Raw genomic sequence first — 26,986 nt, 5'->3', positions numbered from 1 at the left:
CGATCAGGCGGAGCGCAGGCGCTCCGACCACGGCTCCAGGTGCAGGTCACGCGCGACCTTGGCCAGGATCGCCTGCTCGACTAGGTGCCATTCGTGCACGACGAGGTCGTAGTCGAACCGGATGGTATCGAACCCGTGCGCCGCGGCGACGGCGTCGCGCACGCGGTCCTTGTGCCGGCTCGGCTCGTCGTCATGTCCGTCGCGACCGTCGACCTCGAGGATCAGGCGGTCGCCGATGACGAAGTCGACGCGCCCGACGCCCGGCACCTGGACCTGGGCGTGCAGCTCGAGTCCCAGGCGATGGAGCCTGAGGCGCAGCAGGGATTCGAGCCCGCTTTCGGCGTCGCTGCGCGCGAGCTCGACGAGCCAACGCGCCGACTCCGTGATGCGGTCGCGCAGTTCGGCTCGGCCGAGGGGCGTCAGGATGCGCTGGTGCAGCGCCGACTCGAGCGCGGCGAAGAATGCGTCCTCTCCGACGCATCCTCGCATCTGCAGCAGGGCGTCGACCAGCGTGACCTCGGTTCGCGATGGTCCGAGCTCGTTCCAGTGCTGGACGCACGTACAGTCTGCATGCGGGTGGGCGTGACCGTGCGGCGCGAGCGCGACGTGCACGAGGCCGTCGATCGGAAGCACCCAGAGGCCCCGCTGGCGCGCGACGGAGACGCAGGCGAGCACCCCTCCGTGTCGCAGCGCGGTCCTCGTCGGGGCCGGCAGTCCCGGGAGCGCGTACACGCCCGACCGGATCCGGACGATCGCACCGGATGCCACCGCTCGGCGTACCGCGCGTCCGTCGACGCCGTGCTGCGCGAGCTCGCGCCGACGCGCGACGGCGCCCAACGTCTCGCAGATCGCCGCCACCTGCATCGGATGCCACACGCGGCCATGGTCACGCGCCGTGCCGCCATCCCATCCGGGCAGCGGCGATCTCGGGGCGGCAGCCCGGCGCACCCGGCTGTGGAGGACGAGTGACGTGCCTCAAATCTGCGGATATACGATCCGCCACGCCGGACGGTCGTCGAATCCAGCGGGGTGGCGGATCGTATATCCGCAGAACTGGACCGGACCGGGTCCGGCGGTCGGCGGGAAGCCCAGGACGGGCGGGCAGGCGCGCGGCGGAGGAGCGGGGTCAGCGGGCGAGGGTGAGGAAGCGGTAGCGGATGCCGGTGCGCGAGGCGTGCCATCCGGTGGGCGGGTCGACGACCACGACGCGCCAGTCGGGCGTGCGCGCCGGCGCGAAGGTGTCGCCGTCGACGTCGAGGTCGAGCTCGGTCACCACGAGGCGGTCGGCGGAGTCGATCGTGCGCGCGAACAGCTCGGCCCCGCCGATGACCCAGACCCGCTCGTCGGCGTCGGATGCCGCGAGCGCGAGCGCCTCATCGGCCGAGGCGGCGCGCACCGCGCCCTCCGCCGCCCAGTCCGCCTGCCGCGTCACGACGATGTTCGCGCGACCGGGCAGTGGACGGAACCGCGGCGGCAGCGAGTCCCAGGTGCGGCGGCCCATGACGACGGGCTCGCCGTCGGTCGTGCGCTTGAAGTGCGCGAGGTCCTCCGGCACGTGCCACGGCATGCCGCCGGCGGCGCCGATCACTCCCCCGTGCGCCTCGGCCCAGATCAGGCCGATGCCGGGCGCCGCGCCATCCGCCCCGCCGCCGCTCATACGGCCACGGCCGCGCGGATCGCGGGGTGGTGCTCGTAGCCGACCACCTCGAAGTCCTCGAACCGGTAGTCGTCGATCGAGTCGGGCCGGCGCGCGAGGCGCAGGGTCGGGTACGGGTAGGGGTCGCGCGAGAGCTGTTCGCGCACCTGCTCGACGTGGTTGTCGTAGATGTGGCAGTCGCCACCGGTCCACACGAAGTCGCCGACCTCGAGCCCGGTCTGCTGGGCGATCATGTGGGTGAGCAGCGCGTACGAGGCGATGTTGAAGGGCACGCCGAGAAACAGGTCGGCGCTGCGCTGGTAGAGCTGGCACGACAGGCGCCCGTCGGCGACGTGGAACTGGAACAGCGCGTGGCAGGGCGCGAGCGCCATCCGCGGGATGTCGGCGGGGTTCCAGGCCGAGACGATGAGGCGGCGCGAGTCGGGGTTGGTACGGATCTGCTCGATCACCTGCGCGATCTGGTCGACCTGCTCGCCCGACGGTGTCGGCCACGATCGCCACTGCACGCCGTAGACGGGACCGAGCTCGCCCGCGGCATCCGCCCACTCGTCCCAGATGGTGACGCCGTGCTCCTGCAGCCAGCGCACATTCGACTCGCCGCGCAGGAACCACAGCAGTTCGTACGCGATCGACTTGAAGTGCACGCGCTTGGTCGTGATGAGGGGGAACCCCTGCGAGAGGTCGAACCGGATCTGCCGGCCGAACACGCTGCGCGTGCCGGTGCCGGTGCGGTCGGACTTGGGCGTGCCGTGCTCGAGCACGTCGCGGAGCAGGTCTTCGTACGGGGTCGGGATCGCGCTGGCCACGGGGTCAAGGCTACGCCGCGACGGCCGGGTCGCCGGCAGGCGCGTCGAGGGTCGACGAGCGGATGGCACGGCGCCGCGCACGCTCGTCACCGGGCGTCACAACGGGGTCGCCGCCGCCGGCGCGCGCGTAGCATCCGGGACATGGATCTCGTGCCCGCGCTCGTCGCCGGACTCGGGCTGCCGCTCGTGACGCTCGTGGCCGGCCTGGCGTGGAAGGCGCGCGACGGACGCGTCCGCACGGTCGAGGCCGACGTGTCCGGCCGCGCGGCGAGCGAGGCGCGCCGCACCGCCGACGACCTCGGGCTGGCCGCCGACCGCCTCGGCGCCGACGCGACGCTCGTGCAGTTCTCGACGGAGTACTGCAGCCGCTGCCCCGCGACCGCGCGGGCGCTCGGCGCGCTCGCGGACGAGTACGACGGTGTACGGCACGTCGAGATCGACCTCACTCGCGACCCGGCGCTGGCCGACCGGTTCCGCGTCACGCAGACGCCGACCGTGCTCGTGCTCGACGCGGACGGATCGACCGCCGGGCGCATCGCGGGCGTGCCGCGGACCGGCGACCTGCGCACCCTCATCGACGACCTGACCCGGAGGAACCGTGTCCCGCACCACGCCTGAGCCCACCGGATCCAGAGGCGAGACCGCCCGCTCGGGCATCGACCCGCGCGGTCCCCGGTTCACCGCGGCGGTCACGGCCACGCTGCTCCTGGTGACCGCCGTGCTCGGATTCGGCGGCCTCGACCTCGCGGCGCTGCTCCTCCTGGCCGCGATCGCGGCCGTCTTCGCGTGGAGCGCGGCGGCCGGCGTGACGCGCAACCCGTTCGGGCTCGTGTTCCGCGCGTTCGTGCGCCCCCGGCTCGCGCCGCCGTCGGAGCTCGAGGACCCGCGTCCGCCGACGTTCGCCCAGTTCGTGGGCTTCCTCGTGACGGGCACGGGGGTCGCGCTCGGCCTGTTCGGCGTCGAGGCCGCCGTGCCGATCGCCGCGTCGATCGCGTTCGTCGCCGCGTTCCTGAATGCGGCGTTCGCGTTCTGCCTCGGCTGCCAGGTCTACCTGCTGCTCGTCCGCGCCCGGGTCATCCGCCCCGCCTGAACCCCGGCCGTCGAGTCCGGGTCGGGCCGGGCGCGTGCGACGCGCGCCGTGCCGCGACTGCCGCGGGCGGCATCCGCTCGGTAGGCTGGAGCCCCCGTCTCGAGGAGGAGGACCCGAATGGCACTGACGAGCGAATCCACCACGGTCTGGAACGGCACGCTCTTCGAGGGGTCGGGCCGCACGCGGCTGGACTCGTCGAAGGTCGCCGAGTTCGACGTGAACTGGAAGGCCCGGTCCGAGGGCGAGGCCGGGGTCACCAACCCGGAGGAGCTCCTGGCCGCGGCGCACTCCGCGTGCTTCTCGATGGCGTTCTCGCTCGCACTCGTCCAGGCCGGTCACACCCCCGAGAGCATCCAGACCACGGCGGCCGTCACGTTCCAGCCCGGCGAGGGCGTCACGGGCAGCCACCTCCTCGTGAGCGCGCGCGTGCCGGGGATCACCGAGGCCGAGTTCGAGCGCATCGCCGGCGAGGCGAAGGCGAACTGCCCGATCTCGAAGGCGCTCGGCGGCACGCCGATCACGATCGAAGCCGAGCTCGCGTAGCGGTGCGGGTCCTCGTCGCCGGCGCATCCGGCTTCATCGGCACTGCGGTCGCCGCGCGCCTCACCGAGGAGGGGCACGAGGTGCTCCGACTGGTGCGCCGACGCGCGCACGCCCCCGACGAGGTCAGCTGGTCGCCGGCCTCCGGGATCATCGACTTCACGGTGATGGACCGCGTCGACGCGGTGCTGAACCTCTCCGGCGCATCGATGACGCGCCTGCCCTGGACGCGTCGCTACCGCGATGAGATCCTCGAGTCGCGCGTGACCGCGACGCGCACGCTCGCCGACGCGATGCGCAAGGCGTCGTCGCCGCCGGCCGTGTTCCTCAGCGGGTCCGCGGTGGGCATCTACGGCGACCGGCCCGGCGAGCTGCTCACCGAGCACTCCGCCCCCGGTTCGGGCTTCCTCGCCGACGTGGTCGGCCGATGGGAGGCGGCGGCGCAGCTCGCGCCGCATGAGACGCGCACGGTGCTGCTGCGCACCGGCATCATCGTGGGCCGCGGCGGAGCATTCAAGCCGATCATGCGGCTGACGCGCACCGGCGTCTCGGGGCGGCTCGGCACGGGCGGGCAGCACTGGCCGTGGATCGCCCTCGACGACGAGGTCGGCGCGATCGTGCACCTCCTCCACTCGTCGATCTCGGGGCCGGTGAACCTCGTCGGCCCGACGCCGGCGACGGCCGACCGGATCATGGGCGCGGTCGCCGAGCGGCTGCACCGCCCCTACGCGATCCAGGTGCCCGAGGCCGTGCTCAAGCTGGGCCTCGGCGCGGCCGCCGAGGACCTGCTGCTCTCGAGCCAGAAGGTGCGGCCCCAGCGGCTCATCGACGACGGCTACCGGTTCCGCCACCCGACCGTCGAGTCGGCGCTCGACGCGATGCTCAGCCGCGAGCCCGCTCCAGTTCGATAGCCGTCCGCACCGCGCGCCGCGCGCGGCGCCGGTCGCCCGCGGCATCGTAGGCGAGCCCGAGTCGCAGCCACGCACGCCAGGATTCGGGCTCGGCCTCGACGGCCTCGCGGAACGCGGGGAACGCCGCATCCGCCGCCGCTCGCTCGGGCCGTCCGCTCGGCCGGACCGGAAGGCCGAGGTCGAGCGTTCCCTCGGACTCGAGACGCTGGACGAGACGCTGCGAGCGCACGCCGAACTGGAACTCGCGCCAGATCGCCCACGCCGCGAGGAGCGGGAGGACGATGAGCGCGACGCCCATCGCGACGGCGACGGGCTCGCCGGTCGCGACGAACTGCACGGCGCGCCATCCGACGAGCACGACATAGAGGCCGAGCAGCACCGCCATGACGACGGCGCCGACCTTGGCGCCGCTCATCGTGAGCCGGGGAGCTCGAGACCCAGGAGCGCGTCGAGGCCCACGGTCACGCCCTCGGCGGTCGCCGCGCGCCGCAGCGCGAGGAGGATGCCCTTCTCGTAGGCCGAGGGGGCGATCGTCGTGTGCACGATCGAGAGGGTCTCGCCGTCGCCGCCGAGGACCACGCGCTGGTCGGCGAGCAGGCCCGCCATCCGCATGCTGTGCACGGGCACGCCCGAGACGAGCTGGCCGCGCGCGCGCTGGTCGGCGTGCGGCGCCGACACGGGTCCCTCGTCGCCGCGGGCGGCGGCCACGAGCTCGGCCGTGCGCACCGCGGTGCCCGACGGCGAGTCGACCTTGCCCGCGTGGTGCGCCTCGACGATCTCGATCGAGTCGAAGTGGCGCGCCGCGAACGCCGCGAACGCGGAGCCGAGCACGCTGCCGACCGAGAAGTTCGGCACGAAGATCACGCCCGGCGCGCCCTCGAGGTCGCGCAGGCGCCGCTCGACCTCGGCGATGCGCTCGCGCGACCACCCCGAGGTGCCGACGACCACCGCGACTCCCGCCTCGATCGCGGCTTCGACGATCGCCGGGCTCGCGGCGGGATGCGTGACGTCGAGCACCACGTCGGCGCCCTCGAGCTCGTCGAGGCTCGAGCGCGAGTCGAGCCCCGCGTGCAGCTCGAGGTCGTCGGCCTCGTCGATCAACCGCGCGGCGAGGCGCCCCATCTTGCCGGTGGCCCCGGCCACCGCGACCCTGATCGTCACCCGATCACCCTATCCGAGCGCGGCACGGCGGCTCCGGTCGCGGATGCCGCGGCCCGCGCGGTCGTAGGCTTGCACGCATGCTGCGCTTCCGCGACGCCGCCGTGACCGACCCCGACGCGCACCGCCTGCTCGGCGACTACTTCGCCGAGCGCGCGGCCGGCTTCCCGGCCGAGCAGGGCGAGTACCGCCCGACCTGGCCCGACGCGGCGCAGTTCGCGCCGCCCGTCGGAGTGTTCCTCGTCGTGGAGGACGACGAGGGGCGCGCGGTCGGCTGCGGCGGCGTGCGCCGGATCCAGCGCTCCGCCGACCACCTCGTGCGCTTCGAGGTCAAGCACCTGTGGCTCGCGCCCGCGGGTCGCGGGCGCGGCGAGGGACGGCGCCTGCTGGAGGAGCTCGAGCGGCGCGCGGCGGAGCTCGGCGCCGAGGAGGTCGTGCTCGACACGAATGCGAGCCTCGAGGCCGCGGGCGGCCTGTACCGGAGCAGCGGCTACGTCGACATCGAGGCGTACAACGCGAACCCGAACGCCACGAACTGGTACGGCAAGCGGCTCTGACCGGCCGCCCGTCGGCGGCCGCCCGCCGGCGATGGCCCGCCGGCGATGGCCCGCGGGCTCAGATCAGGTAGGGCTCGGGCAGCCCGGTGCGCAGCTCGGGCGGCAGGTGTGCGAGGTCGTTGTGCACGACGAGGCTCCAGGGCCGGTTCGGGGCCCGCTGCGAGAGCACAGTGAGCCCGCAGTTCGCCTGGTTGATCGTCACCCAGCGCCATTCGGGGGCGCCGAGCGCCTCGCGCACGAACCACGCGATCACGAAGTTGTGCGTGATGAGCAGGTCGTGCCGGTCCTCGCGATGCGAGCGCAGGAACTCGGCGTTCGCGTCGGCCATCTGCGCGCGACCGGCCTCGAACTCGAGCTCGGTGAACGATCCGAAGAACGGGGCGTAGGCCGACGGCGTCTCGGGGGTGGGACCCGAGGGCACGCAGTCGAACAGCAGCGGCGACGGCTCGGGCGTGAGCGCGGGCATCTTCGTCGCGATGATCTCGGCGGTCTCGGCGGCGCGCTCGAGCGGCGAGTGATAGGCCGCGTCGAACGGGATGCCGCCGAGGCGTTCGGCGAGCAGCTCGGCCTGACGCCGGCCGCGCGGTGAGAGGGTGCCGTCGGGCAGGCCGTGCTCGGCGTCGAGCTGCTCGCCATGCCGGACGAGGTAGAGGTGATGGGGCACGTCGTGTCCTGGGGGGTCGGGCGTCGCTCAGGCGACGTCGGTTCGGGGTTCGGGCTGGTCGACGACGGATCGGAAGGCGCGCTCCTCCACCGGTCCGACCGCGACCAGGGAGAACGGGCGGTCGGCGAGGTCGGCGGCGAGCGCCTGGACGTCGTCGGCCGTGACGCGACCGACGCGTCGCAGGGCCTCGTCGAGGTCGGCGAACTCCCCGAGGGAGAGCTCGGCGCGGCCGAGCCGCGACATCCGCGTGTCGGAGTCCTCGAGGGCGAGCGCCGAGGCGCCGCCCAGGTACCCGGTCGCGCGCGCGAGCTCGTCGGCGGTGACCCCGTGGTGGGCGAGCCGTTCGAGCTCGGTGCGCATGAGCGCCGCGACGGTCGCCGCGTTCTTGGGCGCGCAGCCGGCGTACATGCCGAACACGCCCGCGTCGGAGTAGCCGGGGGCGAACGAGTACACGGAGTACGCGAGGCCGCGGCGCTCCCGGATCTGCTGGAACAGCCGCGACGACATGCCGGCGCCGAACACCGTGTTGAGCACGCTGAGCACGGCGCGGCGCTGGTCGGTGGCGACGAGCCCGGGCACGCCGAGCACGAGGTTCACCTGCTCGCCGGGGCGCTCGACGACCTTCAGCGGCACGCCCCCGTCGAGCAGCGCGACCTCGGTGGATCGGCGGGCGGCCGGCGCGGCGGCCTCGTCGAGCCGCCATCCGGCGGCCTCGAGCGCGGCGCCGAGCCCCGCGACGAGCAGGTCGTGGTCGACCGCGCCGGCCGCCGTGACGACGAGGTCGTTGGGCCGGTAGTTCGCCCGGTAGTGCTCCCAGACGGCGTCGCGCGAGGCCGCGTCGATCGCGGCCGGGTCGCCGCCGATGGGCCGGGCGAGCGGATGGCGCCCGAGCACGGCCTCGAAGAACCGCTCGTTGGCGACGTCGGCCGGGTCGTCGCCCGCCATCGCCAGCTCCTCGAGGATGACGCGTCGCTCGCTCTCGAACTCGTCGGGGTCGAGCACGGAGGACGTGAACATGTCGGCGAGCACGTCGACGGCCATGGCGACGTCGCGATCCTGCACCTTGGCGTAGTAGCAGGTGTACTCCTTGGCCGTGACGGCGTTGTGCTCGCCGCCGACCGCGTCGAAGGAGACCGCGATGTCGAGCGCACTGCGCGTCTCGGTGCCCTTGAACAGCAGGTGCTCGAGGAAGTGCGTCGAGCCGTGCGTGGCGGGGTGGCCGGTGTCGGCGGCGTGCTCGTCGCGGGAGCCGACGGCGACCCAGAACCCGATCGTCGCGCTGCGGCTGCCGGGGACGCGCTCGGTGAGCACCCGGATGCCCGAGGGCAGCACCGAGCGGCGGACGAGGGTGTCGCCGGCGGCCTGGAACTCGAGTTCGGGTTCGCCCAAGGGCAGTTCGACGGCGCCGTTCACGGGTCCCAGCCTATGCCACCCGACCGGGGGACGCCGACGTGCGTCGTGGACCGCTGGACGGGAGCCTCGAGCCGCGCGCTCAGGCCGATGCGCGGTCGAGCTCGATGATCTCGGAGCGGTGCAGCACGAGGTTGGCGGCCGTGACGAGGGGGTCGACCTGGTCGGGCCGGCTGACGCTCGCGACCGGTGCGGTCACCGTGGGCTTGGCGAGCAGCCAGGCGATCGCGACCGCGGCGGGCACGGTGTCGTGCGCGGCGGCCACCTCGTCGAGCGCGCGCAGCACGCGCAGCCCGCGCCGGCCGAGGTGGCGGGCCTGCCGTTCGCCGCGCGCGTCGCGGCGGAGGTCGGCGCGACGGCGCACGGCGCCGCCGAGGAAGCCGTTCGCGAGGGCGAAGTAGGGCAGCACCGCGAGGCCCTGGGCGTGCGCGACGAGCTCAGGGGCGCCCTCGAAGCCGCGCCGCTCCATGAGGTTGTACCGCATGGTGAGCGCCTGGAAGCGCGGCAGGCCGTTGGCCCCGAGCACGCGGGCCTCGATGAGCCGTTCGGGGGTGAAGTCGGAGGCGCCGATGGCGAGCACCTTGCCGGCGGCGACGAGCGCATCGACCGCGCCGAGGCTCTCCTCGAGCGGCACCTCGGGGTCGTCGCCGTGGAAGCAGAGCAGGTCGATCCGGTCGGTGCCGAGGCGCGTGAGCGACTCGTCGACGGCGGCGGCGATGGTCTTCGGCGCGAGGCCGCGCCGGTCGGGGTGGCGGCCGATCTTCGTGATGATCCGCACGCGGTCGCGCGACCCGCGCGAGGCCATCCACTGGCCGACGATCGTCTCGCTGCGTCCGGCCGCGTAGCTGTCGGCGGTGTCGACGAGGTTGCCGCCCACGCCGGCGAACCGGTCGAGGATCTCGGCCGCGGCGTCGGCGCCGAGGGTCCAGCCGAAGGTGCTCGCGCCAAGCGCGAGGGGGTGCACGTCGAAGCCCGCCTCGCCGAGCGGCTCGCGGCGCGGCACGGTGATCGGCCCGGAGAACGCGTTCGTCTCGATCTCCTGCGTCGTGGGCGTGCGCTCGCGCGCGGCCGCGTCGGCCGGCCCCCCGGCGCCCGAGGGGGTGACGGGCTCGGGCAGCTCGATCTCGCTCGTCGCGGCGCGCCCCGAGGCCGTCGGCTCGCCCTCCGCGCGCCTCGGCCCGTACTGTGCGTGCTTCCGTGCCACGCGGTCCTCCTCCCCAGGATTGCCATCGAGCGTAAGCGGCCCCGGGACCCCGCTCCCGACCGATCAGGTGAAGCGTTACCCAATCGTTGGTGAACAATCCTCGCTGCCGCAGGTGCCGAAGGTCCTTGCGTGACGCTTGAACGCGCGTTTAGCATGTTGAACATGCGTTCAGTCGCGCAGGAGGATGCCACGACCCGGGCCCGGATCCGGGACGCCGCCGTGGCGCGGTTCGGCGCGCAGGGATTCGATCGCACGAGCATCCGGCAGATCGCGGCCGACGCCGGCGTGAGCGCGGGGCTGGTCATCCACCACTTCGGCTCGAAGGACGGCCTGCGCCGAGCGTGCGACGACTGGCTGGTCGATCGGATGATCGGCGAGAAGCGACGTCTCGACGGCCCCGCCGTCTCAGCGACGATCCGCGAGTGGCTCGACGACCCGAGCCGGTTCCGCGACTACCTCGACTACGTCGCCATGATGCTGGCCGACGGCACCCCCGGCGGCGCCCGCCTGTTCGACGTGCTCCTCGGCCAGACCCGCGAGATGCTCGAGGCTGGCGTCGCCGACGGCAGCATGCACCCATCGGGCGACCCCGACACGCGCGCGCTCCTCATCACCGTCTACGGCATCGCGCCCCTCATCCTCCGCGACCACGTCGCGCGCGCGCTCGGCGCACCGCTCGATTCGGCTGCGGCGCTGCGGCGCATGACGATGCCCGCGATCGAGCTGCACACGCACGGGCTCTACACCGACTCGCGCATGCTCGACGCGGCGCGCGCCGCGCTCGCCGACACGGAACCGGCCGCTCATGCCGCGACGCCGAGCCGGGCGGCGCGCACCGGCGCCCGCGTGCGCTCCGACAAGGGGCCCGGCAACCCCAACCAGGACCCCGACCCGCCGATCGGCGATGCCGCGCGCGACTGACGCGCGCGACATCCGCTGTTCGTCATCCAGAACGGGGAGGACCCATGACCACCACTCTCACCGGCGAGCCCGCCGTCTCGGCGCGCGGCCTCGCAAAGCACTACAGCGCGAACCCCGCGCTGCACGGCATCGACCTCGACATCGCCCGGGGAAGCGTCTTCGGCATGATCGGGCCGAACGGCGCCGGCAAGACCACCACGATGCGCCTGCTGCTCGACATCATCCGGCCCTCGGGCGGGGAGCTCCGCGTACTGGGCGAGTCGCCGCGCGCGGGCGGCGCCGCGCTCCGGCGCCGCATCGGCTACCTGCCGGGCGAGCTGCACCTCGCCACCCGCGTGCGCGGGCGCGAGCTGCTCGCGCACTACGCCGAGATCTCGGGCCCCGTACGGCCCGGCGCGATCGAGGCGCTCGCCGACCGGCTCGGGGTCGACCTCGGTCGCCCGGTGCGCAGCCTGTCCAAGGGCAACAAGCAGAAGATCGGGCTGATCCAGGCCTTCATGCACGAGCCCGAGCTGCTCGTGCTCGACGAGCCGACGAGCGGCCTCGACCCGCTCGTGCAGCAGGAGTTCCACGCGATGCTGCACGAGGCGCGCGCCAACGGGCAGACCGTGTTCCTGAGCTCGCACGTCCTGAGCGAGGTGCAGCAGACGGCGCACGACATCGCGATCCTCAAGGAGGGCCGCATCGTCGAGCGCTCGACCGTCGCGGCCCTGCGCGAGAACGCGGTGCGCCACGTGCGCGTCACGGTCGCCGAGCCGGACGCCGCCACGGCGCGCGCCGTGCTCGAACGGCTGCCCGGCGTCACCGGCGTCGCGCCCGCGCCCAACGGGGCGGGCACCGTCGCGCTCTCGGCGCGGCTCGACTCGCACGTCGATGCGTTCGTCAAGGCCGTCGCGGCGCTCGACCTCGTCGACCTGACCGTCGAGGAGCCCGACCTCGAGGAGATGGTGCTGGCCTACTACGGCGCCGACGTCTCGGCGTCGGCCGACGCCGGCACCGCCGAGCCCGCGGAGGTGGCACGATGAACCCGCCGCTGCCCCTCTTCCGGCGCTCGATCGTCGACGGATGGCGCGGCCTCCTCGGCTGGACCGTCGGCCTGCTCGCGGCGCTCTTCCTGTACCTGCCGCTCTACCCGACGTTCGGCGGACAGAGCCAGATGCAGGACCTGCTCGACTCGCTGCCGCAGGAACTCATCAAGTCGCTGAACTACGACCAGATCGCGACCGGATCGGGCTACACGCAGGCCACCTACTTCGGTCTCATCGGCTTCATCCTCGGCACGATCGCCGCGGTCGGCTGGGGCACCGGGGCGATCGCCAACGACGAGGAGAACGGCCAGCTCGAGCTCACGCTCGCGCACGGCGTGATCCGCGGCCAAGTGTTCGCCGAGCGGGCCGCCGCGGTGTTCGTGAAGATCCTGTGGCTGGCCCTCGTGAGCGCCGTGGTCATCCTCGGCCTCGACGGACCGGCCGAGCTCGGCATCGACCCCGGGCCGCTCGTGGCCGTGACGGTCGCGTACGTCGGCCTCATCGGGCTCAGCGCCGCGGCGGCGATCGCGGTCGGCGGGATCACCGGCCGCCGGTCGTGGGCGCTCGGCGCCGGCGCGGGCGTGGCCGTGTACGGCTACGCGCTCAACGCCCTCGGCAACCAGAGCGCCGACCTCGAGTGGCTGCACGACTGGTCGCCGTACAGCTGGGCGTACGCCGACTCGCCGCTCCAGCAGGGCTGGACCGGCATGCTCTGGCTGAACCTCGCCGTGGCGGCGGCCCTGCTCGTCGTCGGCTGGCTCGTGTTCCGCCGGCGCGACATCGCGGTGTGACCGGCGGATGCCGCGGCGCGCGCCCGCACACGGCGGCGCGCCGCGGCATCCGTTCGTCCCCCTGGTCCGTCGAGCGGACGCGCGCGGGCGGCCGGGCGCCTACCGACCGACCTTGCCGAACAGCCCGGCGATGGGCGCGAGGACGCTCGGGCGCGCGGCGACCCACGCCGCCGCGATGACGACGAGCGAGGCGACGAAGATCCAGAAGCCGAGCCAGTCGTCGGCGTCCCGCGCGGCGTACATGTGGTTGAGGTTGCGCAGCGCGCCGGTCAGGAAGACGAGCGTGACGTGCACCACGATGAACCCGACGAAGTACAGCATGACCGGGAAGTGCACGGCACGCGCCCACTCGACGGGATAGGCGCGGTTGAGGTTCGCCGCGCCCTTCGGCCAGAGCCCCGACATCCGCACGCCGGTGATCGCCGCGAGCGGCGCGGCGATGAAGATCGTGACGAAGTAGGCGAGCACCTGCAGGCTGTTGTAGTTGACCCAGCCGTTCTCGAGCGGCCAGTCCAGCGACAGGTACTGCAGGAGCGCCGAGATCGCGTTCGGAACGACCTCCCAGCTCGTCGGCACAACGCGCATCCATTGGCCCGTCGCGAAGAGGAGCACGACGAAGACGAGTCCGTTGGCGAACCAGAGCAGGTCGAGCGACTGGTGGAACCACAGGGTGAGGCTGATCCGGCCCTGCCCGCCCTTCGACCAGCGCGGGGTCCAGTACGCCGGCGGTCGCCGCTCGCTGCGGACGCGCAGCCCCGAGCGGATGATCAGCACGATGAGGAAGACGTTGAAGAAGTGCTGCCAGCCGAGCCAGGCCGGGAGGCCCACCGGCGCGCCCTCGGGCAGCGGCGTCTCGCCCGGATAGGCCGCCACGAAGTCCTGCATGAACCCCAGCCCGAGGAACCACCTCGTGAGCTGCACGACGATGGTCGCGGCGCCGATGATCGCGAGGACGCCGACGACGGAGACCCCGGCCCACTGCCCGGTGGTCAGCTGGCCGAATCGGAACGTGCTCGGCTTCTCGGGTGTGCTCGGCGCCGGGGCGGGCGTGGCCGGTGCGGCAGCCGGCGGCTCGGCTCGCGCGGGGAGCGAAGCGGATGCCGCGACCGGCGTCGCAGGCGGCGTCGGGGGCGCGGGCGCGGGTGCGACGCGCTCGGCGGGCGGTGCGGATGCCGCGACGGGCGCCGCGGGGCGCGTCACGACGGGCTGGGCGGGCGGTGCGGTTGCGGCGACCGGCGCCGCGGGCGCGGGCGCGGCACGGGGCGTGATCGGCGCCGGCGCCGGCGCGGGCGGCTCGGGGACGCGTGCGACCGCCGTCTCCGGCGGCCACGGTGCTCCCCCGGCGACGCGCGGCAGCCCGCGGCGGAGCCCGGCCACGGCCTCGTGCGCCGTCGACGCGGCGGCCGCCGCAGGGCGACCGGGCGGCGACGGGGTGGACGCCGAGGCGGGTTCGGCAGCGGTGTCGCCGGTGCGCTCGACTCCCGTCTCGACCGGGATGGCGGGCGTCGGTTCGGGCGCAGCCTCGGCGACTGCGACCTCCGGAGCGCCGGTCGGCACGACGGCCTCGGGCCACGGCCGGCCGCCGCGCACGCGGGGCAGCCCTCGTCGCAGCCGACCACCCGACGCGACCGCGGCGGATGCGCCGTCGGCGACCTGCACCGCCGTCGCCACGGGTGCGGCGGCCGCCGCCACCGGAGCTTCGACCGTCGCGACGGGAGCGACGGGAGCCGCGGGCGCAGCGGCCGGCTCGACCGCCACGTCATCCGCGGCCGCCTCCGCCGACGCGGCGACGAGCACGCCGGGCGCTCCCGCGACCGGCGGCCACGGCTCGCCGCCGCGTCGATGCGGGAGTCCCCTGCGCAGGTTCCGCTCAGCGGCCACGGGTCACCGCTTCCGTTCGGCGAGCGCGCTGATCAGCTGCGGGACCACGGTGAAGACGTCGCCCACGACGCCGAAGTCGGCGACGTCGAAGATCGGCGCCTCGGGGTCCTTGTTCACGGCGACGATGTTCTTCGCCGTCTGCATGCCCGCGCGATGCTGGATCGCACCCGAGATGCCGAGCGCGACGTACAGCTGCGGCGAGACCGAGACGCCGGTCTGGCCGACCTGGTGGCTCGCGGGGATGTAGCCGGCGTCGACCGCGGCGCGCGACGCGCCGACGGCGGCGCCGAGCGCGTCGGCGAGTTCCTCGACCAGTGCGAACTGCTCGGCCGAGCCGAGGCCCCGCCCGCCCGAGACGACCCGCTTCGCGCCGCGCAGCTCGGGCCGGCTCGAGGCCTCGGTCACGGCCTCGACCGACTCGATGGCGGCCGAGGGCGCGCCGGATGCCGCCACCTCGAGCGACTCGAGCGCGAGGGCCCGTGCCTCGGCGCGGGCGTCGACCGCGCCCTGGCGCACCGTCACGACGAGCGGGCCGAAGGTCGCGGCGGAGTCGACGGTGTAGGCGCCGCCGTACACCGAATGGTGCGCGACGATCCCCTCCTCATCGCGCGAGAGGCCGACGGCGTCCACGGCGATGGGCGCGCCGGTCCGCGCGGCGAACCGCCCGGCGATGTCGCGGCCGTCGATCGAGTTCGAGACGAGCACCGCCTGCGGCGCGACGGCCGCGGCCGCCGCGGCGACCGCGTCGACGTGCGGGATCGTGAGCTCGGACTGCGTCGAGGCGGACTCGACGGCGAGCACTCGCTCGGCGCCCAGCGCGGCGGCCTGCTCGGCGAGCGACGGCGCCTGGCCGGGCGCCGCGACGACGAGCGCCGCGGGCGTGCCGATCTGCGAGGCGGCGGCGAGCAGGCCGGCGGCGCTCGTCGCGAGCTCGCCGCCCGGCGTCGCCTCGAGCACGACGAGGATCGGGTCTGCGGGGTGGTCGGTCATGTTCGTCCTCTCAGACCAGGCGGTTCTCGATGAGGAACTCGGCGATCCTCGTGCCGCCGTCGCCCTCGTCGGTGATCTTGACCCCCGCCGCGCGAGGGGGCTTCTCGGCGACGGCGGTCATGATCGACCACGGGACCGACAGGTCCTCGGGCTCGATGCCCAGGTCGGCCGCGCTGAGCGTCTCGAACGGCTTCTTCTTGGCGGCCATGATGCCCTTGAAGTTCGGGAAGCGCGCGTCGGGGAGCGCCTCGGTGATCGAGATCACGGCCGGCAGCGACGCGCGCACGCGCATCGTGCCACCTTCGATGTTGCGGGTGCCCGCCACCGAGTCGTCGGCGATCTCGACGGAGGAGAGCGCGGTCGCGTTCGGCACCTCGAGCAGCTCGGCGAGCATGGCGGGCAGCACGCCGCCGCTGCCGTCGGTCGAGACGTTGCCGGTGATGACGAGGTCGAACCCGATGCGCCGGATCGCGGCGGCGAGGGTGCGCGCGGTCAGGCCGAGGTCGGCGGCGGCCAGCCCGGGATCGGCGATGTGCACGGCCGATCCGGCCCCCATCGCCAGGCCCTTGCGGATCGTCGCCGCGGCACTCTCGGGCGCCATCGACATGACGACGACCTCGGTGTCGGCATGCGCGTCGGCGTACGCCAGCGCGACCTCGAGCGCCCGCTCGCCGATCTCGTCGAGCACCGCCTCGCTCGCGGCACGGTCGGCGAGCCCCGTCTCGAGGTCGAGCCTGCGTTCGCCCCACGTGTCGGGGACCTCCTTCACGAGGACGATGATCTTCATCGAGCCCGAGTCCTTTCCCTGGGTGGCGAGCCGGGTCGCTCACCAGCATCCTGTCAGTGCCGACGCGCCCGCCGCGCGACCGCCTCGGCCTGCCGCATGAGCGGCGCGTCGACCATCTGCCCGCGGAACGCGAACACGCCGTCGCCGGCGCGCGCGGCCGCCTCGGCGAGCAGCGCGTGCGCCCACTCGGCCTGCTCGCCGCTCGGAGCATACGCGGCCCTGACGACCTCCACCTGGCCCGGATGCACGCACGCCGTGGCCGCGAAGCCGAGCGCGGCCGCATCCTCGGCCTCCGCGCGCAGGCCGTCGGCGTCGGCGAGGTCGAGGTGCACCGCGTCGATCGCCGCCACGCCGTGCGCGCCGGCGGCGAGCAGCACGCGCGACCTCGCATGCACCGCGACGTCGCGGTACCGCCCGTCGGGGTGGCGGCTCGAGGCGCCGCCGAGCGAGGCGACGAGATCCTCGGCACCCCACATGAGCGCGGACACGATGGGCACCGAGGCGATCTCGGGCGCGGCCAGGACCCCGCGCGCCGTCTCGCAGAGCGCGATGACGTCGAAGTCCTCGAGCGCGACGAGGTCGGCGGTGCCCTCGCACTTGGCGAGCATGACGGTGCGGTAGGACGTGCGGCGGAGGGCCGCGAGGTCGTCGGCCAGGTGCGGCGTGGACGCCGGGTTGACCCGCACGATCACGCGCGCGGGATCGAGCGGGTTCGCGACGAGCGACTCGCGCGCCGCCGACTTGCCGCCCTCGGCCACGGCGTCCTCGAGGTCGAGGATCACGGCGTCGGCGCGCTCCGCCGCCTTGCCGTACCGGTCGGGCCGGTCGGCCGGGCAGAAGAGCAGCGCGGGCCCGAACGGGAACGGCGGATGCGTCATCCGTCGCTCCCTCCGGCCGCCTCCGCGTGCGAGCGACGCTCGCCCGCCTCGCGCGTCCAGACGAGCATGGTCCGGGACGCGGTCGCGACCACGGCGCCGTCCTGGTTGCGAGCCGTGTGCGCGAGCACCACGATCCCCTCTCCGGGCCGCGACGACGACAGGCGCTTCGACTCGACGACGCTCTCGCCGTAGAGGGTGTCGCCCACGAACACGGGGTTCGGGAACGCGACCGCCCCGAAGCCGAGGTTCGCGACGAGGGTGCCCTGCGTGAGCTGCCCGACGGACTGGCCGACGAGGGTCGACAGCGTGAACAGGGAGTTCACGAGGACGCGCCCGAACGGCTGGCGGGCCGACCACGCCGCGTCCAAGTGCAGCGGCTGCGGGTTCATCGTGAGCGTGGTGAAGAGCACGTTGTCGGCCTCGGTCACCGTGCGTCCCGGACGGTGCAGGTAGCGCACGCCCTCCTCGAACTCCTCGAACCAGAGCCCGCGCTGCACGACTTCGCGCATGGGGGCTTCCGTCATGACGCGTCCCCTCCTCTCCGTCGGCCGCGGCCTACGCCGCCAGCCCGAGCTCGCGGGCGATGACCATGAGCTGCACCTCATTCGTGCCCTCGCCGATCTCGAGGATCTTCGAGTCACGGTAGTGCCTGGCGACGACGGTCTCGTTCATGAAGCCCATGCCGCCGAAGATCTGGGTCGCGTCGCGCGCGTTCAGCATGGCGGCGTCGCTCGAGACGAGCTTCGCGATCGCGGCCTCCTTCTTGAACGGCAGCCCGGCGTCGGCGCGCCGTGCCGCGTCATGCCACGCGAGGCGCGCGGTGTGCACGCGGGCCTGCATCCCGGCGATGGTGAAGGCGATGTACTGGTGGCTCGCGATGGGCACGCCGAACACGTTGCGGGTCTTCGCGTAGGCGATCGCCTCGTCGAGGCATCCCTGCGCGGCGCCCGTGGCGAGGGCGGCGATCGCGATGCGGCCCTCGTCGAGCGTGCGGAGGAAGTTCGCGAAGCCGCGGCCTCGCTCGCCGAGCAGGTTGGCGGCCGGAACGCGGACGCCGTCGAAGGTGAGCGGGTGCGTGTCGGAGGCGCGCCATCCGGACTTGTCGTAGCCCGGCCCGACGGTGAACCCGGGCGTGCCGTTCGGCACGATGATCGTCGACAGCTCCTTCGAGGTGGAGCCGTCGGGGCGCGTGCGCTCCCCGGTCACCGCCGTCACGGTCACGAAGCGCGTGATGGGCGTGCCCGAGTTGGTGATGAACTGCTTCGAGCCGTTGACGACCCACTCGTCGCCGTCGAGCACGGCCGTCGTCCGCGTGGCGCCGGCGTCGGACCCGGCCTCGGGCTCGGTCAGGCCGAACCCGGCGAGCGCGCGCCCCGCGACGAGGTCGGGCAGGAACTCGGCCTTCTGCTCATCGGTGCCGTGGCGGTAGATCGGCATCGCGCCGAGGCCGACGCCGGCCTCGAGGGTGATCGCGATCGACTGGTCGACCCGGGCGAGAGCCTCGATCGCGAGGCACAGGGCCATGTAGTCGCCGCCCTGGCCGCCGAACTCCTCAGGGAAGGGCAGGCCGAAGAGCCCGAGCTCGCCCATCTGGGCGACGACGTCCATCGAGAGCTCGTGGGTGCGGTCGGCCTCGTACGCCTGCGGAGCGACGACGGTGTCGGCGAACTCGCAGACCATGTCGTAGAGCTGCTGTTCCTCGTCGGTCAGGTCGTGCATGGCGTTCCTCATTCCTGGTGGGGTGCGGACGGGGCGGCGGCCTCGTGGGCGCCGGCCCGGGGTTCATCGGATGCCGCGTGGCCGGTCGCTTCGGCGATCGGCTCGACGCGCGCCACGACCTGGTCGCGGGCGACCTGCTCGCCCATCGCGACGCGCAGCCTGACGATGCCGGCGACGGTCGCGGTCACGCGGTGCTCCATCTTCATGGCCTCGATCGCGAGCACCGCCTGTCCGGCCTCGACGTGGTCGCCGTCGGCCGCGAACAGCGTCGTGACGCTGCCCGGCATGGGGGCGCGCAGGTCGGGGTCGACGTCGCTGCCGCGCTCGAGCCGCGCGAGCCGGTCCTCGAGCGCAGCCCGGCGGTCGAGGGTCGGCACCGCGGCGGTGCGGCCGTCGAGGTGCACCCACGTGGTGCCGTCGTCGGCGAACCGCACAGTCGCGCGGTCGAGGTCGGCGGCCGCACGCGCGCCGCGCTCGGCGACCCGGGCGGCTCCACCCAGCCGCCAGCCGCGCTCGCGCCGCCACGCGTGATCGTGCGCCGACGCGGCGCGGTGGGCGCGCTCGCGTGCGAGACGGCCGACCGCGGTGAGGCGGGCGGTCCCGTCATCCGTCGCCTCGGCGGGCCCGGCGGCCGGCTCGATCGCCTCGGCCGGCCCGGCGGCCGGCTCCTGCAGCCGGTCGATGAGCCCGGTGTCCAGGTGCCCGGCGCGCACGTCGGGGTGCGCGAGCAGCCGGCGCAGGAACGCGGTGTTCGTCTCGATGCCGAGCACGACGGTGTCGGCGAGCGCCGCGTCGAGCCGGTCGAGCGCCTCGGCCCGGTCGGCGCCGTACGCGATCACCTTCGCGATCATCGGGTCGTAGTCGGCGGTGACGCGCTGGCCCTCGCGGACGCCCGCGTCGACGCGGACGCCATCGCCCGAGGCGGGACGCCACGCGAGCACGTCGCCGGTCGAGGGCAGGAAGCCGCGCTCGGGACTCTCGGCGTAGAGGCGCGCCTCGATGGCGTGGCCCGTCATCCGCACCTCGTCCTGTGCGATCGCGAGCGGTTCGCCGGCGGCGATGCGCAGCTGCTGCTCGACGAGGTCGACGCCCGTGACGAGCTCGGTCACCGGGTGCTCGACCTGCAGGCGCGTGTTCATCTCGATGAAGAAGAACTCGTCGGGCGCGGCATCCGACACGAGGAATTCGACCGTGCCGGCGCCGAGGTAGTCGACGCTCCGCGCCGCGTCGCAGGCCGCGCGGCCGATGCGCTCGCGCGTCGCGGCGTCGAGCAGCGGCGAGGGCGCCTCCTCGACGACCTTCTGGTGCCGGCGCTGCAGCGAGCACTCGCGTTCGCCGAGGTGGATCACGGTGCCGTGCGCGTCAGCGAGCACCTGGACCTCGATGTGGCGCGGTCGCTCGACGAATCGCTCGAGCAGCAGCGTGTCGTCGCCGAACGCGGCGCGCGCGACGCGGCGCGCGGCGGGGAGCGCGTGCTCGAGCTCGCGCTCGTCGCGCGCGACCTGCATGCCCTTGCCGCCGCCGCCCGCCGAGGGCTTCACGAGGATCGGGAAGCCGACGAGCGGCGCGGCGTCGAGCAGCTCGTCGTCGGTCGCGTCGGGCTCGCTCACGCCCGGCACGACGGGCACGCCCGAGGCCTCGACGTGGCGCTTCGCGCGGATCTTGTCGCCCATGACCTCGAGCGCGAGCTCGCCGGGGCCGACGAAGACGATGCCCGCCTCGGCGCACGCGCGACCGAACGCGGCGTTCTCGCTGAGGAAGCCGTAGCCGGGATGGATCGCCTGCGCGCCCGTCTCGATCGCCGCGCGCACGATGCGGGCGGGGTCGAGGTAGCTCTCGGCGGCCGGCGCGGGGCCGATGCGGACGGCCTCGTCGGCGAGCGCGACGTGCGGCGCGCCCGCGTCGGCGTCGGAGTACACGGCGATCGCGTGGATGCCGAGTCGCTTGAGCGTGCGGATGACGCGCACGGCGATCTCGCCGCGGTTGGCCACGAGGACCCGATCGAACATTCCCATCACATCCTGAACAGGCCGAAGCGGGGCTCGGGCAGCGGCGTGCGGCTCGCGAGCTCGAGGGCGAGGCCGAGCACCGTGCGCGTGTCGCCGGGCTCGATGATGCCGTCGTCCCAGAGCCGCGAGGTCGAGTGGTAGGGGCTGCCCTGCGACTCGTACTGGGCCCGGACGGGCGCCTTGAACGCCTCCTCGTCGTCAGCCGACCACGCCTCGCCGCGCACGGCGAGCTGGTCGCGCTTGACGGTCGAGAGCACGGAGGCCGCCTGCTCGCCGCCCATCACCGAGATGCGCGCGTTCGGCCACATCCAGAGGAAGCGGGGCGAGTAGGCGCGGCCGCACATCGAGTAGTTGCCGGCGCCGAACGAGCCGCCGATGACGACCGTGAACTTCGGCACGCGGGTCGTCGCCACGGCCGTGACCATCTTCGCGCCGTGCTTGGCGATGCCGCCCGCCTCGGCGTCGCGCCCGACCATGAAGCCCGAGATGTTCTGCAGGAACACGAGCGGGATGCCGCGCTGGTCGCAGAGCTCGATGAAGTGCGCGCCCTTCATGGCCGACTCGCTGAACAGCACGCCGTTGTTGGCGACGATGCCCACGGGGTGGCCGTCGATCCAGGCGAAGCCCGTGACGAGCGTGTCGCCGTACTCGCGCTTGAACTCGTGGAACTCGCTGCCGTCGACGAGGCGCGCGATCACCTCGCGCACGTCGTAGGGCTGCTGGACGTCGACCGGGACGACCGTCGTGAGCGTGGCCGGGTCGACCGCGGGCTCGCGCGGCTCGCGCACGGCCCAGGCCCGCTCGGGCGGCGCGGGCAGCGTCGCGACGATGTCGCGCACGAGTTCGAGTGCGTGCTCGTCATCCTCGGCGAGGTGGTCGGTGACGCCCGAGTGCCGCGAGTGCAGTTCGCCGCCGCCGAGCTCCTCGGGGGTCACGACCTCGCCGATGGCGGCCTTCACGAGCGGCGGGCCGCCGAGGAAGATCGTGCCCTGGTTCCGCACGATGACCGTCTCGTCGCTCATCGCCGGCACGTAGGCGCCGCCGGCGGTGCACGAGCCCATGACCGCGGCGATCTGCGGGATGCGCCGTGCGGAGAGGTTCGCCTGGTTGTAGAAGATGCGGCCGAAGTGGTCGCGGTCGGGGAACACCTCGTCCTGCTTGGGCAGGAACGCGCCGCCGGAGTCGACGAGGTAGACGCAGGGCAGCCGGTTCTCGAGCGCCACGTCCTGCGCGCGGAGGTGCTTCTTCACCGTCATCGGGTAGTAGGTGCCGCCCTTGACGGTCGCGTCGTTGCAGACCACCATCACGGGCCGGCCGTGCACGAGCCCGACGCCCGCGATGACGCCCGCCGCGGGCGTGTCGTCGTCGTAGAGGTCGTCGGCTGCGAGGGGCGAGAGCTCGAGGAACGGGCTGCCCTCGTCGAGCAGGCGCTCGACCCGGTCGCGCGGCAGCAGCTTGCCGCGCGCGACGTGGCGGTCGCGGGATGCCTCGGGGCCGCCGAGCGCGGCCCTCGCGAGCTTCTCCCGCAGTTCGCCGGCCAGCGCGTCGTGGGCCTCGGCGTTGCCGCGCGCGGCGTCGGACGACGCGTCGATCGCGCTCGTGAGGATGTGCATCCGCTCCTGTTCCGCCTCTCCGTCGTGGCGTGCGCGCGAGCGCTTCGGTGAACGCTCGCTAACCGGGATTCATGTTAGCCGCGATTCACCGAGATCCGCAACACGGTCGGTGGGATGCATTGGCTATTGACAGTAGCCGATTCGGCTAAATACAATAGCCGACATGGAACTCACCCCCGGAGTGCGACGCATCGGCAACGAGATCGTCGCCTGCTACCTCTTCATCGACGACCGCGGCGTGACCCTCGTCGATGCCGGCCTCGCCGGCCACTACGACGACCTCGTCGACGAGCTCGCGGCCGCCGGACGCACGCTCGACGACCTCCGCGCCGTCATCCTGACCCACGGCGACACCGACCACATCGGCTTCGCCGAGCGCCTGCGCCGCGACCACGGCGTCCCCGTCTACGTCCACGAGGCCGATGCCGCGCGCGCCCGGGGCGGCGACACGCCGAGCACGTCGTTCGGGCGCGGCATCCGCCCCTGGCCGATCGTGCGCTTCTTCGCCTACGCGCTCGGCAAGGGCGGAGCCAAGACCGAGTACCTCACCGAGGTGCGCACGGTCGTCGACGGGGACCGGCTCGACCTGCCCGGGTCGCCCGTGATCGTCGGGATGCCCGGGCACTCGCCGGGCAGCATCGCCGTGCACTCCCCCGAGCTCGACGCCGTCTGCGTCGGCGACGCGCTCACCACGCGGCACGTGCTGACCGGCCGCCGCGGCCCGCAGCCCGCCCCGTTCACCGACGAGCCCGACGAGGCGATCGCCTCGCTCGACCGGCTCGCCGCACTCGACGCGACCTGGGTGCTCCCCGGCCACGGCACGCCGTGGAACGGCGGGACGGCCGACGCGGTGCGACTCGTGCGCGAGGCTGCGGCATCCGTCCGCTGACCTTCCCTCCCGACCGGCCGGTTGCCTCCGACCGGCCGGTCGGTTAGTGTGCATTCACCGAATGCCCCGGGAGGTGCACCCTGAGCGACACGCTCACCGAGCGCGGCCGCGCCAAGGCCGACCGCCGCGCCGCGCTGCTGGCCGCCGCCGCGCGCCTGTTCGCCGACCGTGGCTACGCGGGCGTCACGCTCGAGGAACTGGGGCAGGCCGCGGGGGTCTCGGGACCCGCCGTGTACCGGCACTTCCCCGGCAAGTCGGCGGTCCTCGCGGCGATCCTCCACGACGCGAGCGAGGGCCTGCTCGAGGGCGGCCGACGCACCGTGGCGGATGCCGGCGACCCGGCCGGTGCCCTGAAGGCCCTCATCCGCTTCCACGTCGACTTCGCCCTCGCGAACGCCGACGTCATCCGCGTGCAGGACCGCGACCTCACGAGCCTCGACGAGGCCGACGCACATGAGGTCCGCCGCCTGCAGCGCGAGTACGTCGAACTGTGGGTGGGCGTGCTCGCCCGCCTCAGGCCCGACCGGGCCGAACCCGAGTTGCGCATCCGGGCCCACGCGGCCTTCGGACTGATCAACTCCACCCCCCACAGCGCCCGCACCCATGGGCGCCGACCCGCGGACAGGGTGGTCCGCAGCATCCTGGAGGACATGGCATGGTCGAGCCTCACGTCGTGACCCTGCGCGCGACCCGCGCGGACGATCTCGACGAGCTGTTCCGCATCCAACTCGATCCCGAGGCCAACCGCATGGCCGCCTTCACGCCGGAGGACCCGTCGGACCGGGCGGCCTTCGACGCGCACTGGCGACGGCTGTTCGCCCGCGAGGACGTCGACTCGCGCACCGTGCGCTGCGACGGCCGGATCGTCGGGAGCGTCTCCCGCTGGATCGACGCGGAGAGCCGCCAGCCCGAGATCACGTACTGGATCGACCGATCCGAATGGGGGCGCGGCATCGCCACGCGCGCCGTGCGGCTGTTCCTGGATTCGCAACCGCGCCCCGTGCGCGCGCGTGCGGCCGCCGACAACGCGGCCTCCGTCGCCGTGCTCGGCAAGCTGGGCTTCGTCGAGGTCGGGCGCGATCGCGGCTACGCGAACGCGCGCCGAGCCGAGATCGACGAGATCGAGTTCGAGCTGCGCTGACCGCGGCTCAGCGGTTGCGGTAGAGCTCCATGAGCGGGGCGGGCACGCGACCACGGTCGGAGACCTGGTGGCCGTTCTCGCGGAGCCATTCCCGGGCGTCCTTGGTGTCGCCGCCCGTCGAGGCGCCTGCCCGGCGGGCTCGACCCGTGCCGGTCGCCCGGGACGAGGACGTCTTGCGGGCGGCCGCGACATACGGCGCGACGGCCGCCTCGAACTTCTCCGCATTGGCGCTCGAGAGATCGATCGAGTACTGGGTTCCGTCGATCGAGAAGGAGATGGTGCGGTCGGCGTCGGATCCGTCGATATCGTCGACGAGGGTCTCGACAACACGCTTGGCCATTTCACACGTCCGATCTGCGGCATTCGCCGCTGAATTCAGGGCAGGGGTACCTGTCGGGAATCGAGCATATTCGCTTTCGAATTCACGCGCGTGAATCGGCGCGATCGAATTGTGGAGAATTCCGTCCGGAAACGCCTGGGGAATACCCGGCGGGATATCACGCCGGGCGCGCGCCGAATTGATCGGCGAGCGCGCGGATACGCCGTGCGAGCCTGACATCGCGCCCCGTGACCGCGCCGACGTCGTGCGACGCGAGTTCGAATTCGATACGGCCCCATCCGAGTCGCACATCGGGATGGTGATTCGCGGCATCCGCCTCTTCCGCCACGGCGTCGAGCAGGCGCACCGCGCTCGAGAAATCGGCCGTCCGGAATTCCGCCGTCAGCCGTTCGCCGTCGTGGCGGAATCCCGATCCCTCGAGTTCTGCCGCGACGTCGTCGCGCGAGAGCGGCGTGCGCTCGTCCATGCCACCATCTTCGCGCACGCGCGCGCGAATACCGCCGCCGGACGCGGATCGCCGGAATCCTCCACGAATTCCGGCGACCCGCGCCCTCGGCGTACGCGCGATCAGGCCATGGTCAGCGCCAGGCCCGGATCGCGCAGGATGCGGCCGATGTCGGCGAGGAATCGCGACCCCTGCTCGCCGTCGACCAGCCGGTGGTCGAACGAGAGCGAGAGCGTCATGACGTCGCGCAGCGCGATCTCGCCCCGATGCTCCCACGGCGTGCGCCGCACGGCGCCCATTGCGAGGATCGCCGCCTCGCCGGGGTTCAGGATGGGCGTGCCGGCGTCGATGCCGAACACGCCGATGTTCGTGATCGAGATCGTGCCGCCCGAGAGGTCGCCGGGCGCGGTGCGTCCGGCGCGGGCCGTGTCGGCGAGCGCGGCGATCGCGTCGGCGAGCTCGATGAGCGTCATGCCCTCGGCGCCCTTGATGTTCGGCACCACGAGGCCCCGCTCGGTCGCCGCGGCGATGCCGAGGTTGACGTGGCCGAAGCGCACGATCTCCTGCGCGCCCTCCTCCCAGCGCGAGTTCACCTCGGGCGTGCGGGTCGCCGCGATGCACAGCGCCTTCGCGACGACCGCGAGCGGGGTCACGCGATGCCCGGCGTACGCGCGGTCCTCGCGGATGGCCGCGAGGAGTTCCATCGTGGCGGTCACGTCGACCGTGAGGAACTCGGTGACATGCGGCGCCGTGAAGGCGCTGCGCACCATGGCCGCCGCGGTGTGCTTGCGCACGCCCTTGATCGGGATGCGCGTCTCGGTCGTCGCGGCGGTCGGGGTCTCGGAACGGCCGGCCACCGCCTGGACCGTCGCGTGCTCCTCCGCGCGCATCCCGGTTCCGGATGCCGCGGCCTCGACGTCGGCCCGGGTGATGAGTCCGCGCTCGCCCGTGCCGACCACGTGCTCGAGGTCGACGCCGAGGTCGCGCGCGAGCTTGCGCACGGGCGGCGTGGACCGCGGGCGCTCGGGCCGCTCGTCGCCGTCGTGCAGGCCGTTCACGGCGTGCGTCGCCGTGTCGGGCTCCAGGCGGTCGTGCTCGGGCGGCGCCGGGACGAGATCGGCCGCGAGCGCCGCCGCTCCCCCGCCGAGGCGACGAGCGCGCCGCTTGGGGCCCCGCTCGGCGCCGGCACCGTAGCCGACGAGCGTCGGTTCGCGAGTCTCGACCTCGGCCGTCGCCGGGGCGGGCGACGCGACGGCCGTCGACGCGACCGCCGCGGCGGCCTCCTGCGCGGGTGCCGCGGCCTCCGCGCCGGCCCCCTCACCGGTGTCGCACGAGAACAGCTTCTCGCCGACGTTGACGGTCTCGCCTTCGGCCGCGTGCAGCGCCGTGACCGTGCCCTCGAACGGCGACGGCAGTTCGACCACCGCCTTGGCGGTCTCGACGTCGGCGATGATCTGGTTGAGCTCGACGTGGTCGCCGACCTTGACGCGCCACGCGACGATCTCGGACTCGGTGAGCCCCTCACCGAGGTCGGGCAGTGCGAAGTCGCGGATCATG

General features: G+C 73.6%; 30 protein-coding genes. 11 read left to right on the top strand and 19 right to left on the bottom strand.

Features of this window, described 5'->3' with window-relative positions; genetic code table 11:
• Positions 1–3: 3 nt before the first annotated feature.
• The 3 genes from JOD46_RS09655 to JOD46_RS09645 form a co-directional block, all read right to left on the bottom strand.
• Positions 4–876 carry a type IV toxin-antitoxin system AbiEi family antitoxin domain-containing protein gene (locus JOD46_RS09655; protein WP_204393750.1) on the bottom strand — a complete coding sequence of 291 codons (873 nt, stop codon included), beginning with the start codon at positions 874–876 and terminating at the stop codon, positions 4–6.
• 250 nt (positions 877–1,126) lie between these two features.
• Positions 1,127–1,657, bottom strand: coding sequence for a dihydrofolate reductase (locus JOD46_RS09650; protein ID WP_204393747.1), 531 nt, complete (start codon positions 1,655–1,657; stop codon positions 1,127–1,129).
• On the bottom strand, positions 1,654–2,463 hold the full coding sequence (locus tag JOD46_RS09645) for a thymidylate synthase (protein WP_204393745.1): 810 nt from the start codon (positions 2,461–2,463) through the stop codon (positions 1,654–1,656). The genes JOD46_RS09650 and JOD46_RS09645 overlap by 4 nt, the downstream gene beginning before the upstream one ends.
• Positions 2,464–2,604: 141 nt before the next feature.
• Between JOD46_RS09645 and JOD46_RS09640 the strand changes: the two genes are divergently transcribed.
• The 4 genes from JOD46_RS09640 (at position 2,605) to JOD46_RS09625 (ending at position 5,004) form a co-directional block, all read left to right on the top strand.
• Positions 2,605–3,081, top strand: a complete 477-nt coding sequence (locus tag JOD46_RS09640) for a thioredoxin family protein (RefSeq protein ID WP_204393743.1) — start codon at positions 2,605–2,607, stop codon at positions 3,079–3,081.
• Positions 3,062–3,553, top strand: a complete 492-nt coding sequence (locus JOD46_RS09635) for a DUF4395 domain-containing protein (RefSeq protein ID WP_204393741.1) — start codon at positions 3,062–3,064, stop codon at positions 3,551–3,553. The genes JOD46_RS09640 and JOD46_RS09635 overlap by 20 nt, the downstream gene beginning before the upstream one ends.
• A gap of 117 nt (positions 3,554–3,670) precedes the next feature.
• Positions 3,671–4,096: an OsmC family peroxiredoxin gene (locus JOD46_RS09630; protein WP_204393739.1), complete on the top strand. Its 426-nt coding sequence runs from the start codon at positions 3,671–3,673 to the stop codon at positions 4,094–4,096.
• Between the two features lie 2 nt (positions 4,097–4,098).
• Complete coding sequence (locus tag JOD46_RS09625) at positions 4,099–5,004, top strand: TIGR01777 family oxidoreductase (RefSeq protein ID WP_204393737.1); 906 nt, start codon at positions 4,099–4,101, stop codon at positions 5,002–5,004.
• Here JOD46_RS09625 and JOD46_RS09620 read toward each other — a convergent pair.
• Both JOD46_RS09620 and dapB read right to left on the bottom strand, forming a co-directional pair.
• A complete protein-coding gene (locus tag JOD46_RS09620) occupies positions 4,976–5,419 on the bottom strand; it encodes a hypothetical protein (RefSeq protein ID WP_204393735.1) in 444 nt (147 codons plus the stop codon). The two genes, JOD46_RS09625 and JOD46_RS09620, sit on opposite strands and share 29 nt — an antisense overlap.
• Positions 5,416–6,165 carry a 4-hydroxy-tetrahydrodipicolinate reductase gene (dapB, locus tag JOD46_RS09615; protein WP_204393732.1) on the bottom strand — a complete coding sequence of 250 codons (750 nt, stop codon included), beginning with the start codon at positions 6,163–6,165 and terminating at the stop codon, positions 5,416–5,418. The genes JOD46_RS09620 and dapB overlap by 4 nt, the downstream gene beginning before the upstream one ends.
• 77 nt (positions 6,166–6,242) lie before the next feature.
• Here dapB and JOD46_RS09610 point away from each other — a divergent pair, with 77 nt between their 5' ends.
• Entirely contained in the window at positions 6,243–6,719 is a 477-nt protein-coding gene (locus tag JOD46_RS09610) for a GNAT family N-acetyltransferase (RefSeq protein ID WP_204393729.1), read from the top strand.
• A gap of 58 nt (positions 6,720–6,777) precedes the next feature.
• Here JOD46_RS09610 and JOD46_RS09605 read toward each other — a convergent pair whose 3' ends face one another.
• The 3 genes from JOD46_RS09605 to JOD46_RS09595 all read right to left on the bottom strand — a co-directional run bounded on the left by JOD46_RS09605 (position 6,778) and on the right by JOD46_RS09595 (position 9,997).
• A complete protein-coding gene (locus JOD46_RS09605) occupies positions 6,778–7,383 on the bottom strand; it encodes a histidine phosphatase family protein (protein ID WP_204393726.1) in 606 nt (201 codons plus the stop codon).
• A 27-nt stretch (positions 7,384–7,410) separates the two neighbouring features.
• On the bottom strand, positions 7,411–8,796 hold the full coding sequence (locus JOD46_RS09600) for a M16 family metallopeptidase (protein WP_204393724.1): 1,386 nt from the start codon (positions 8,794–8,796) through the stop codon (positions 7,411–7,413).
• 79 nt (positions 8,797–8,875) lie between these two features.
• The gene (locus JOD46_RS09595) at positions 8,876–9,997 is read right to left on the bottom strand and encodes an aldo/keto reductase (RefSeq protein WP_307834984.1); all 1,122 of its coding nucleotides are present in this window, start codon (positions 9,995–9,997) and stop codon (positions 8,876–8,878) included.
• 162 nt (positions 9,998–10,159) lie between these two features.
• Here JOD46_RS09595 and JOD46_RS09590 point away from each other — a divergent pair, with 162 nt between their 5' ends.
• From JOD46_RS09590 to JOD46_RS09580, 3 genes are read left to right on the top strand one after another with little or no spacing between them, the layout of a single operon-like run.
• On the top strand, positions 10,160–10,918 hold the full coding sequence (locus JOD46_RS09590) for a TetR/AcrR family transcriptional regulator (protein WP_204393722.1): 759 nt from the start codon (positions 10,160–10,162) through the stop codon (positions 10,916–10,918).
• 44 nt (positions 10,919–10,962) lie between these two features.
• On the top strand, positions 10,963–11,943 hold the full coding sequence (locus JOD46_RS09585) for an ABC transporter ATP-binding protein (RefSeq protein WP_204393720.1): 981 nt from the start codon (positions 10,963–10,965) through the stop codon (positions 11,941–11,943).
• A complete protein-coding gene (locus JOD46_RS09580) occupies positions 11,940–12,737 on the top strand; it encodes an efflux permease Rv1217c-related protein (protein WP_204393718.1) in 798 nt (265 codons plus the stop codon). Before JOD46_RS09585 ends, JOD46_RS09580 begins: the two co-directional genes overlap by 4 nt.
• 99 nt (positions 12,738–12,836) lie before the next feature.
• Here the strand turns inward: JOD46_RS09580 and JOD46_RS09575 are convergent, their stop codons facing one another.
• The 8 genes from JOD46_RS09575 to JOD46_RS09540 are packed head-to-tail and all read right to left on the bottom strand — an operon-like array spanning position 12,837 to position 22,614.
• Entirely contained in the window at positions 12,837–14,618 is a 1,782-nt protein-coding gene (locus JOD46_RS09575) for a cytochrome b/b6 domain-containing protein (protein ID WP_204393716.1), read from the bottom strand.
• A 3-nt stretch (positions 14,619–14,621) separates the two neighbouring features.
• Positions 14,622–15,608 (bottom strand): electron transfer flavoprotein subunit alpha/FixB family protein, encoded by a 987-nt coding sequence (locus tag JOD46_RS09570; protein ID WP_204393714.1) that lies wholly within the window; start codon positions 15,606–15,608, stop codon positions 14,622–14,624.
• Between the two features lie 10 nt (positions 15,609–15,618).
• The gene (locus JOD46_RS09565; RefSeq protein ID WP_204393712.1) at positions 15,619–16,395 is read right to left on the bottom strand and encodes an electron transfer flavoprotein subunit beta/FixA family protein; all 777 of its coding nucleotides are present in this window, start codon (positions 16,393–16,395) and stop codon (positions 15,619–15,621) included.
• Positions 16,396–16,448: 53 nt separating this feature from the next.
• On the bottom strand, positions 16,449–17,273 hold the full coding sequence (locus JOD46_RS09560) for an HpcH/HpaI aldolase/citrate lyase family protein (protein ID WP_204393710.1): 825 nt from the start codon (positions 17,271–17,273) through the stop codon (positions 16,449–16,451).
• On the bottom strand, positions 17,270–17,797 hold the full coding sequence (locus tag JOD46_RS09555) for a MaoC family dehydratase (protein WP_239562672.1): 528 nt from the start codon (positions 17,795–17,797) through the stop codon (positions 17,270–17,272). The genes JOD46_RS09560 and JOD46_RS09555 overlap by 4 nt, the downstream gene beginning before the upstream one ends.
• Positions 17,798–17,828: 31 nt before the next feature.
• The gene (locus tag JOD46_RS09550) at positions 17,829–18,992 is read right to left on the bottom strand and encodes an acyl-CoA dehydrogenase family protein (RefSeq protein ID WP_204393708.1); all 1,164 of its coding nucleotides are present in this window, start codon (positions 18,990–18,992) and stop codon (positions 17,829–17,831) included.
• An 8-nt stretch (positions 18,993–19,000) separates the two neighbouring features.
• Positions 19,001–21,001, bottom strand: coding sequence for an acetyl/propionyl/methylcrotonyl-CoA carboxylase subunit alpha (locus JOD46_RS09545; RefSeq protein WP_417281510.1), 2,001 nt, complete (start codon positions 20,999–21,001; stop codon positions 19,001–19,003).
• Between the two features lie 5 nt (positions 21,002–21,006).
• Complete coding sequence (locus tag JOD46_RS09540; protein ID WP_204393704.1) at positions 21,007–22,614, bottom strand: carboxyl transferase domain-containing protein; 1,608 nt, start codon at positions 22,612–22,614, stop codon at positions 21,007–21,009.
• Between the two features lie 163 nt (positions 22,615–22,777).
• Here JOD46_RS09540 and JOD46_RS09535 point away from each other — a divergent pair, with 163 nt between their 5' ends.
• From JOD46_RS09535 to JOD46_RS09525, 3 genes are all read left to right on the top strand, one after another.
• Positions 22,778–23,503 carry an MBL fold metallo-hydrolase gene (locus JOD46_RS09535; RefSeq protein WP_204393702.1) on the top strand — a complete coding sequence of 242 codons (726 nt, stop codon included), beginning with the start codon at positions 22,778–22,780 and terminating at the stop codon, positions 23,501–23,503.
• Positions 23,504–23,583: 80 nt separating this feature from the next.
• Entirely contained in the window at positions 23,584–24,180 is a 597-nt protein-coding gene (locus JOD46_RS09530; RefSeq protein ID WP_204396477.1) for an SACE_7040 family transcriptional regulator, read from the top strand.
• Entirely contained in the window at positions 24,159–24,644 is a 486-nt protein-coding gene (locus JOD46_RS09525; RefSeq protein WP_204393700.1) for a GNAT family N-acetyltransferase, read from the top strand. The genes JOD46_RS09530 and JOD46_RS09525 overlap by 22 nt, the downstream gene beginning before the upstream one ends.
• Before the next feature lie 7 nt (positions 24,645–24,651).
• Here the strand turns inward: JOD46_RS09525 and JOD46_RS09520 are convergent, their stop codons facing one another.
• From JOD46_RS09520 to JOD46_RS09510, 3 genes are all read right to left on the bottom strand, one after another.
• A complete protein-coding gene (locus JOD46_RS09520) occupies positions 24,652–24,984 on the bottom strand; it encodes a histone-like nucleoid-structuring protein Lsr2 (protein WP_204393698.1) in 333 nt (110 codons plus the stop codon).
• A 157-nt stretch (positions 24,985–25,141) separates the two neighbouring features.
• Positions 25,142–25,450 (bottom strand): 4a-hydroxytetrahydrobiopterin dehydratase, encoded by a 309-nt coding sequence (locus JOD46_RS09515; protein WP_204393696.1) that lies wholly within the window; start codon positions 25,448–25,450, stop codon positions 25,142–25,144.
• Between the two features lie 101 nt (positions 25,451–25,551).
• Positions 25,552–26,985 carry a dihydrolipoamide acetyltransferase family protein gene (locus JOD46_RS09510; protein ID WP_204396476.1) on the bottom strand — a complete coding sequence of 478 codons (1,434 nt, stop codon included), beginning with the start codon at positions 26,983–26,985 and terminating at the stop codon, positions 25,552–25,554.
• Position 26,986 lies beyond the last annotated feature (1 nt).

Source organism: Agromyces aurantiacus (genome assembly GCF_016907355.1).
GTDB lineage: Bacteria > Actinomycetota > Actinomycetes > Actinomycetales > Microbacteriaceae > Agromyces > Agromyces aurantiacus.
This window is presented reverse-complemented; position numbering and strand designations above follow the sequence as displayed.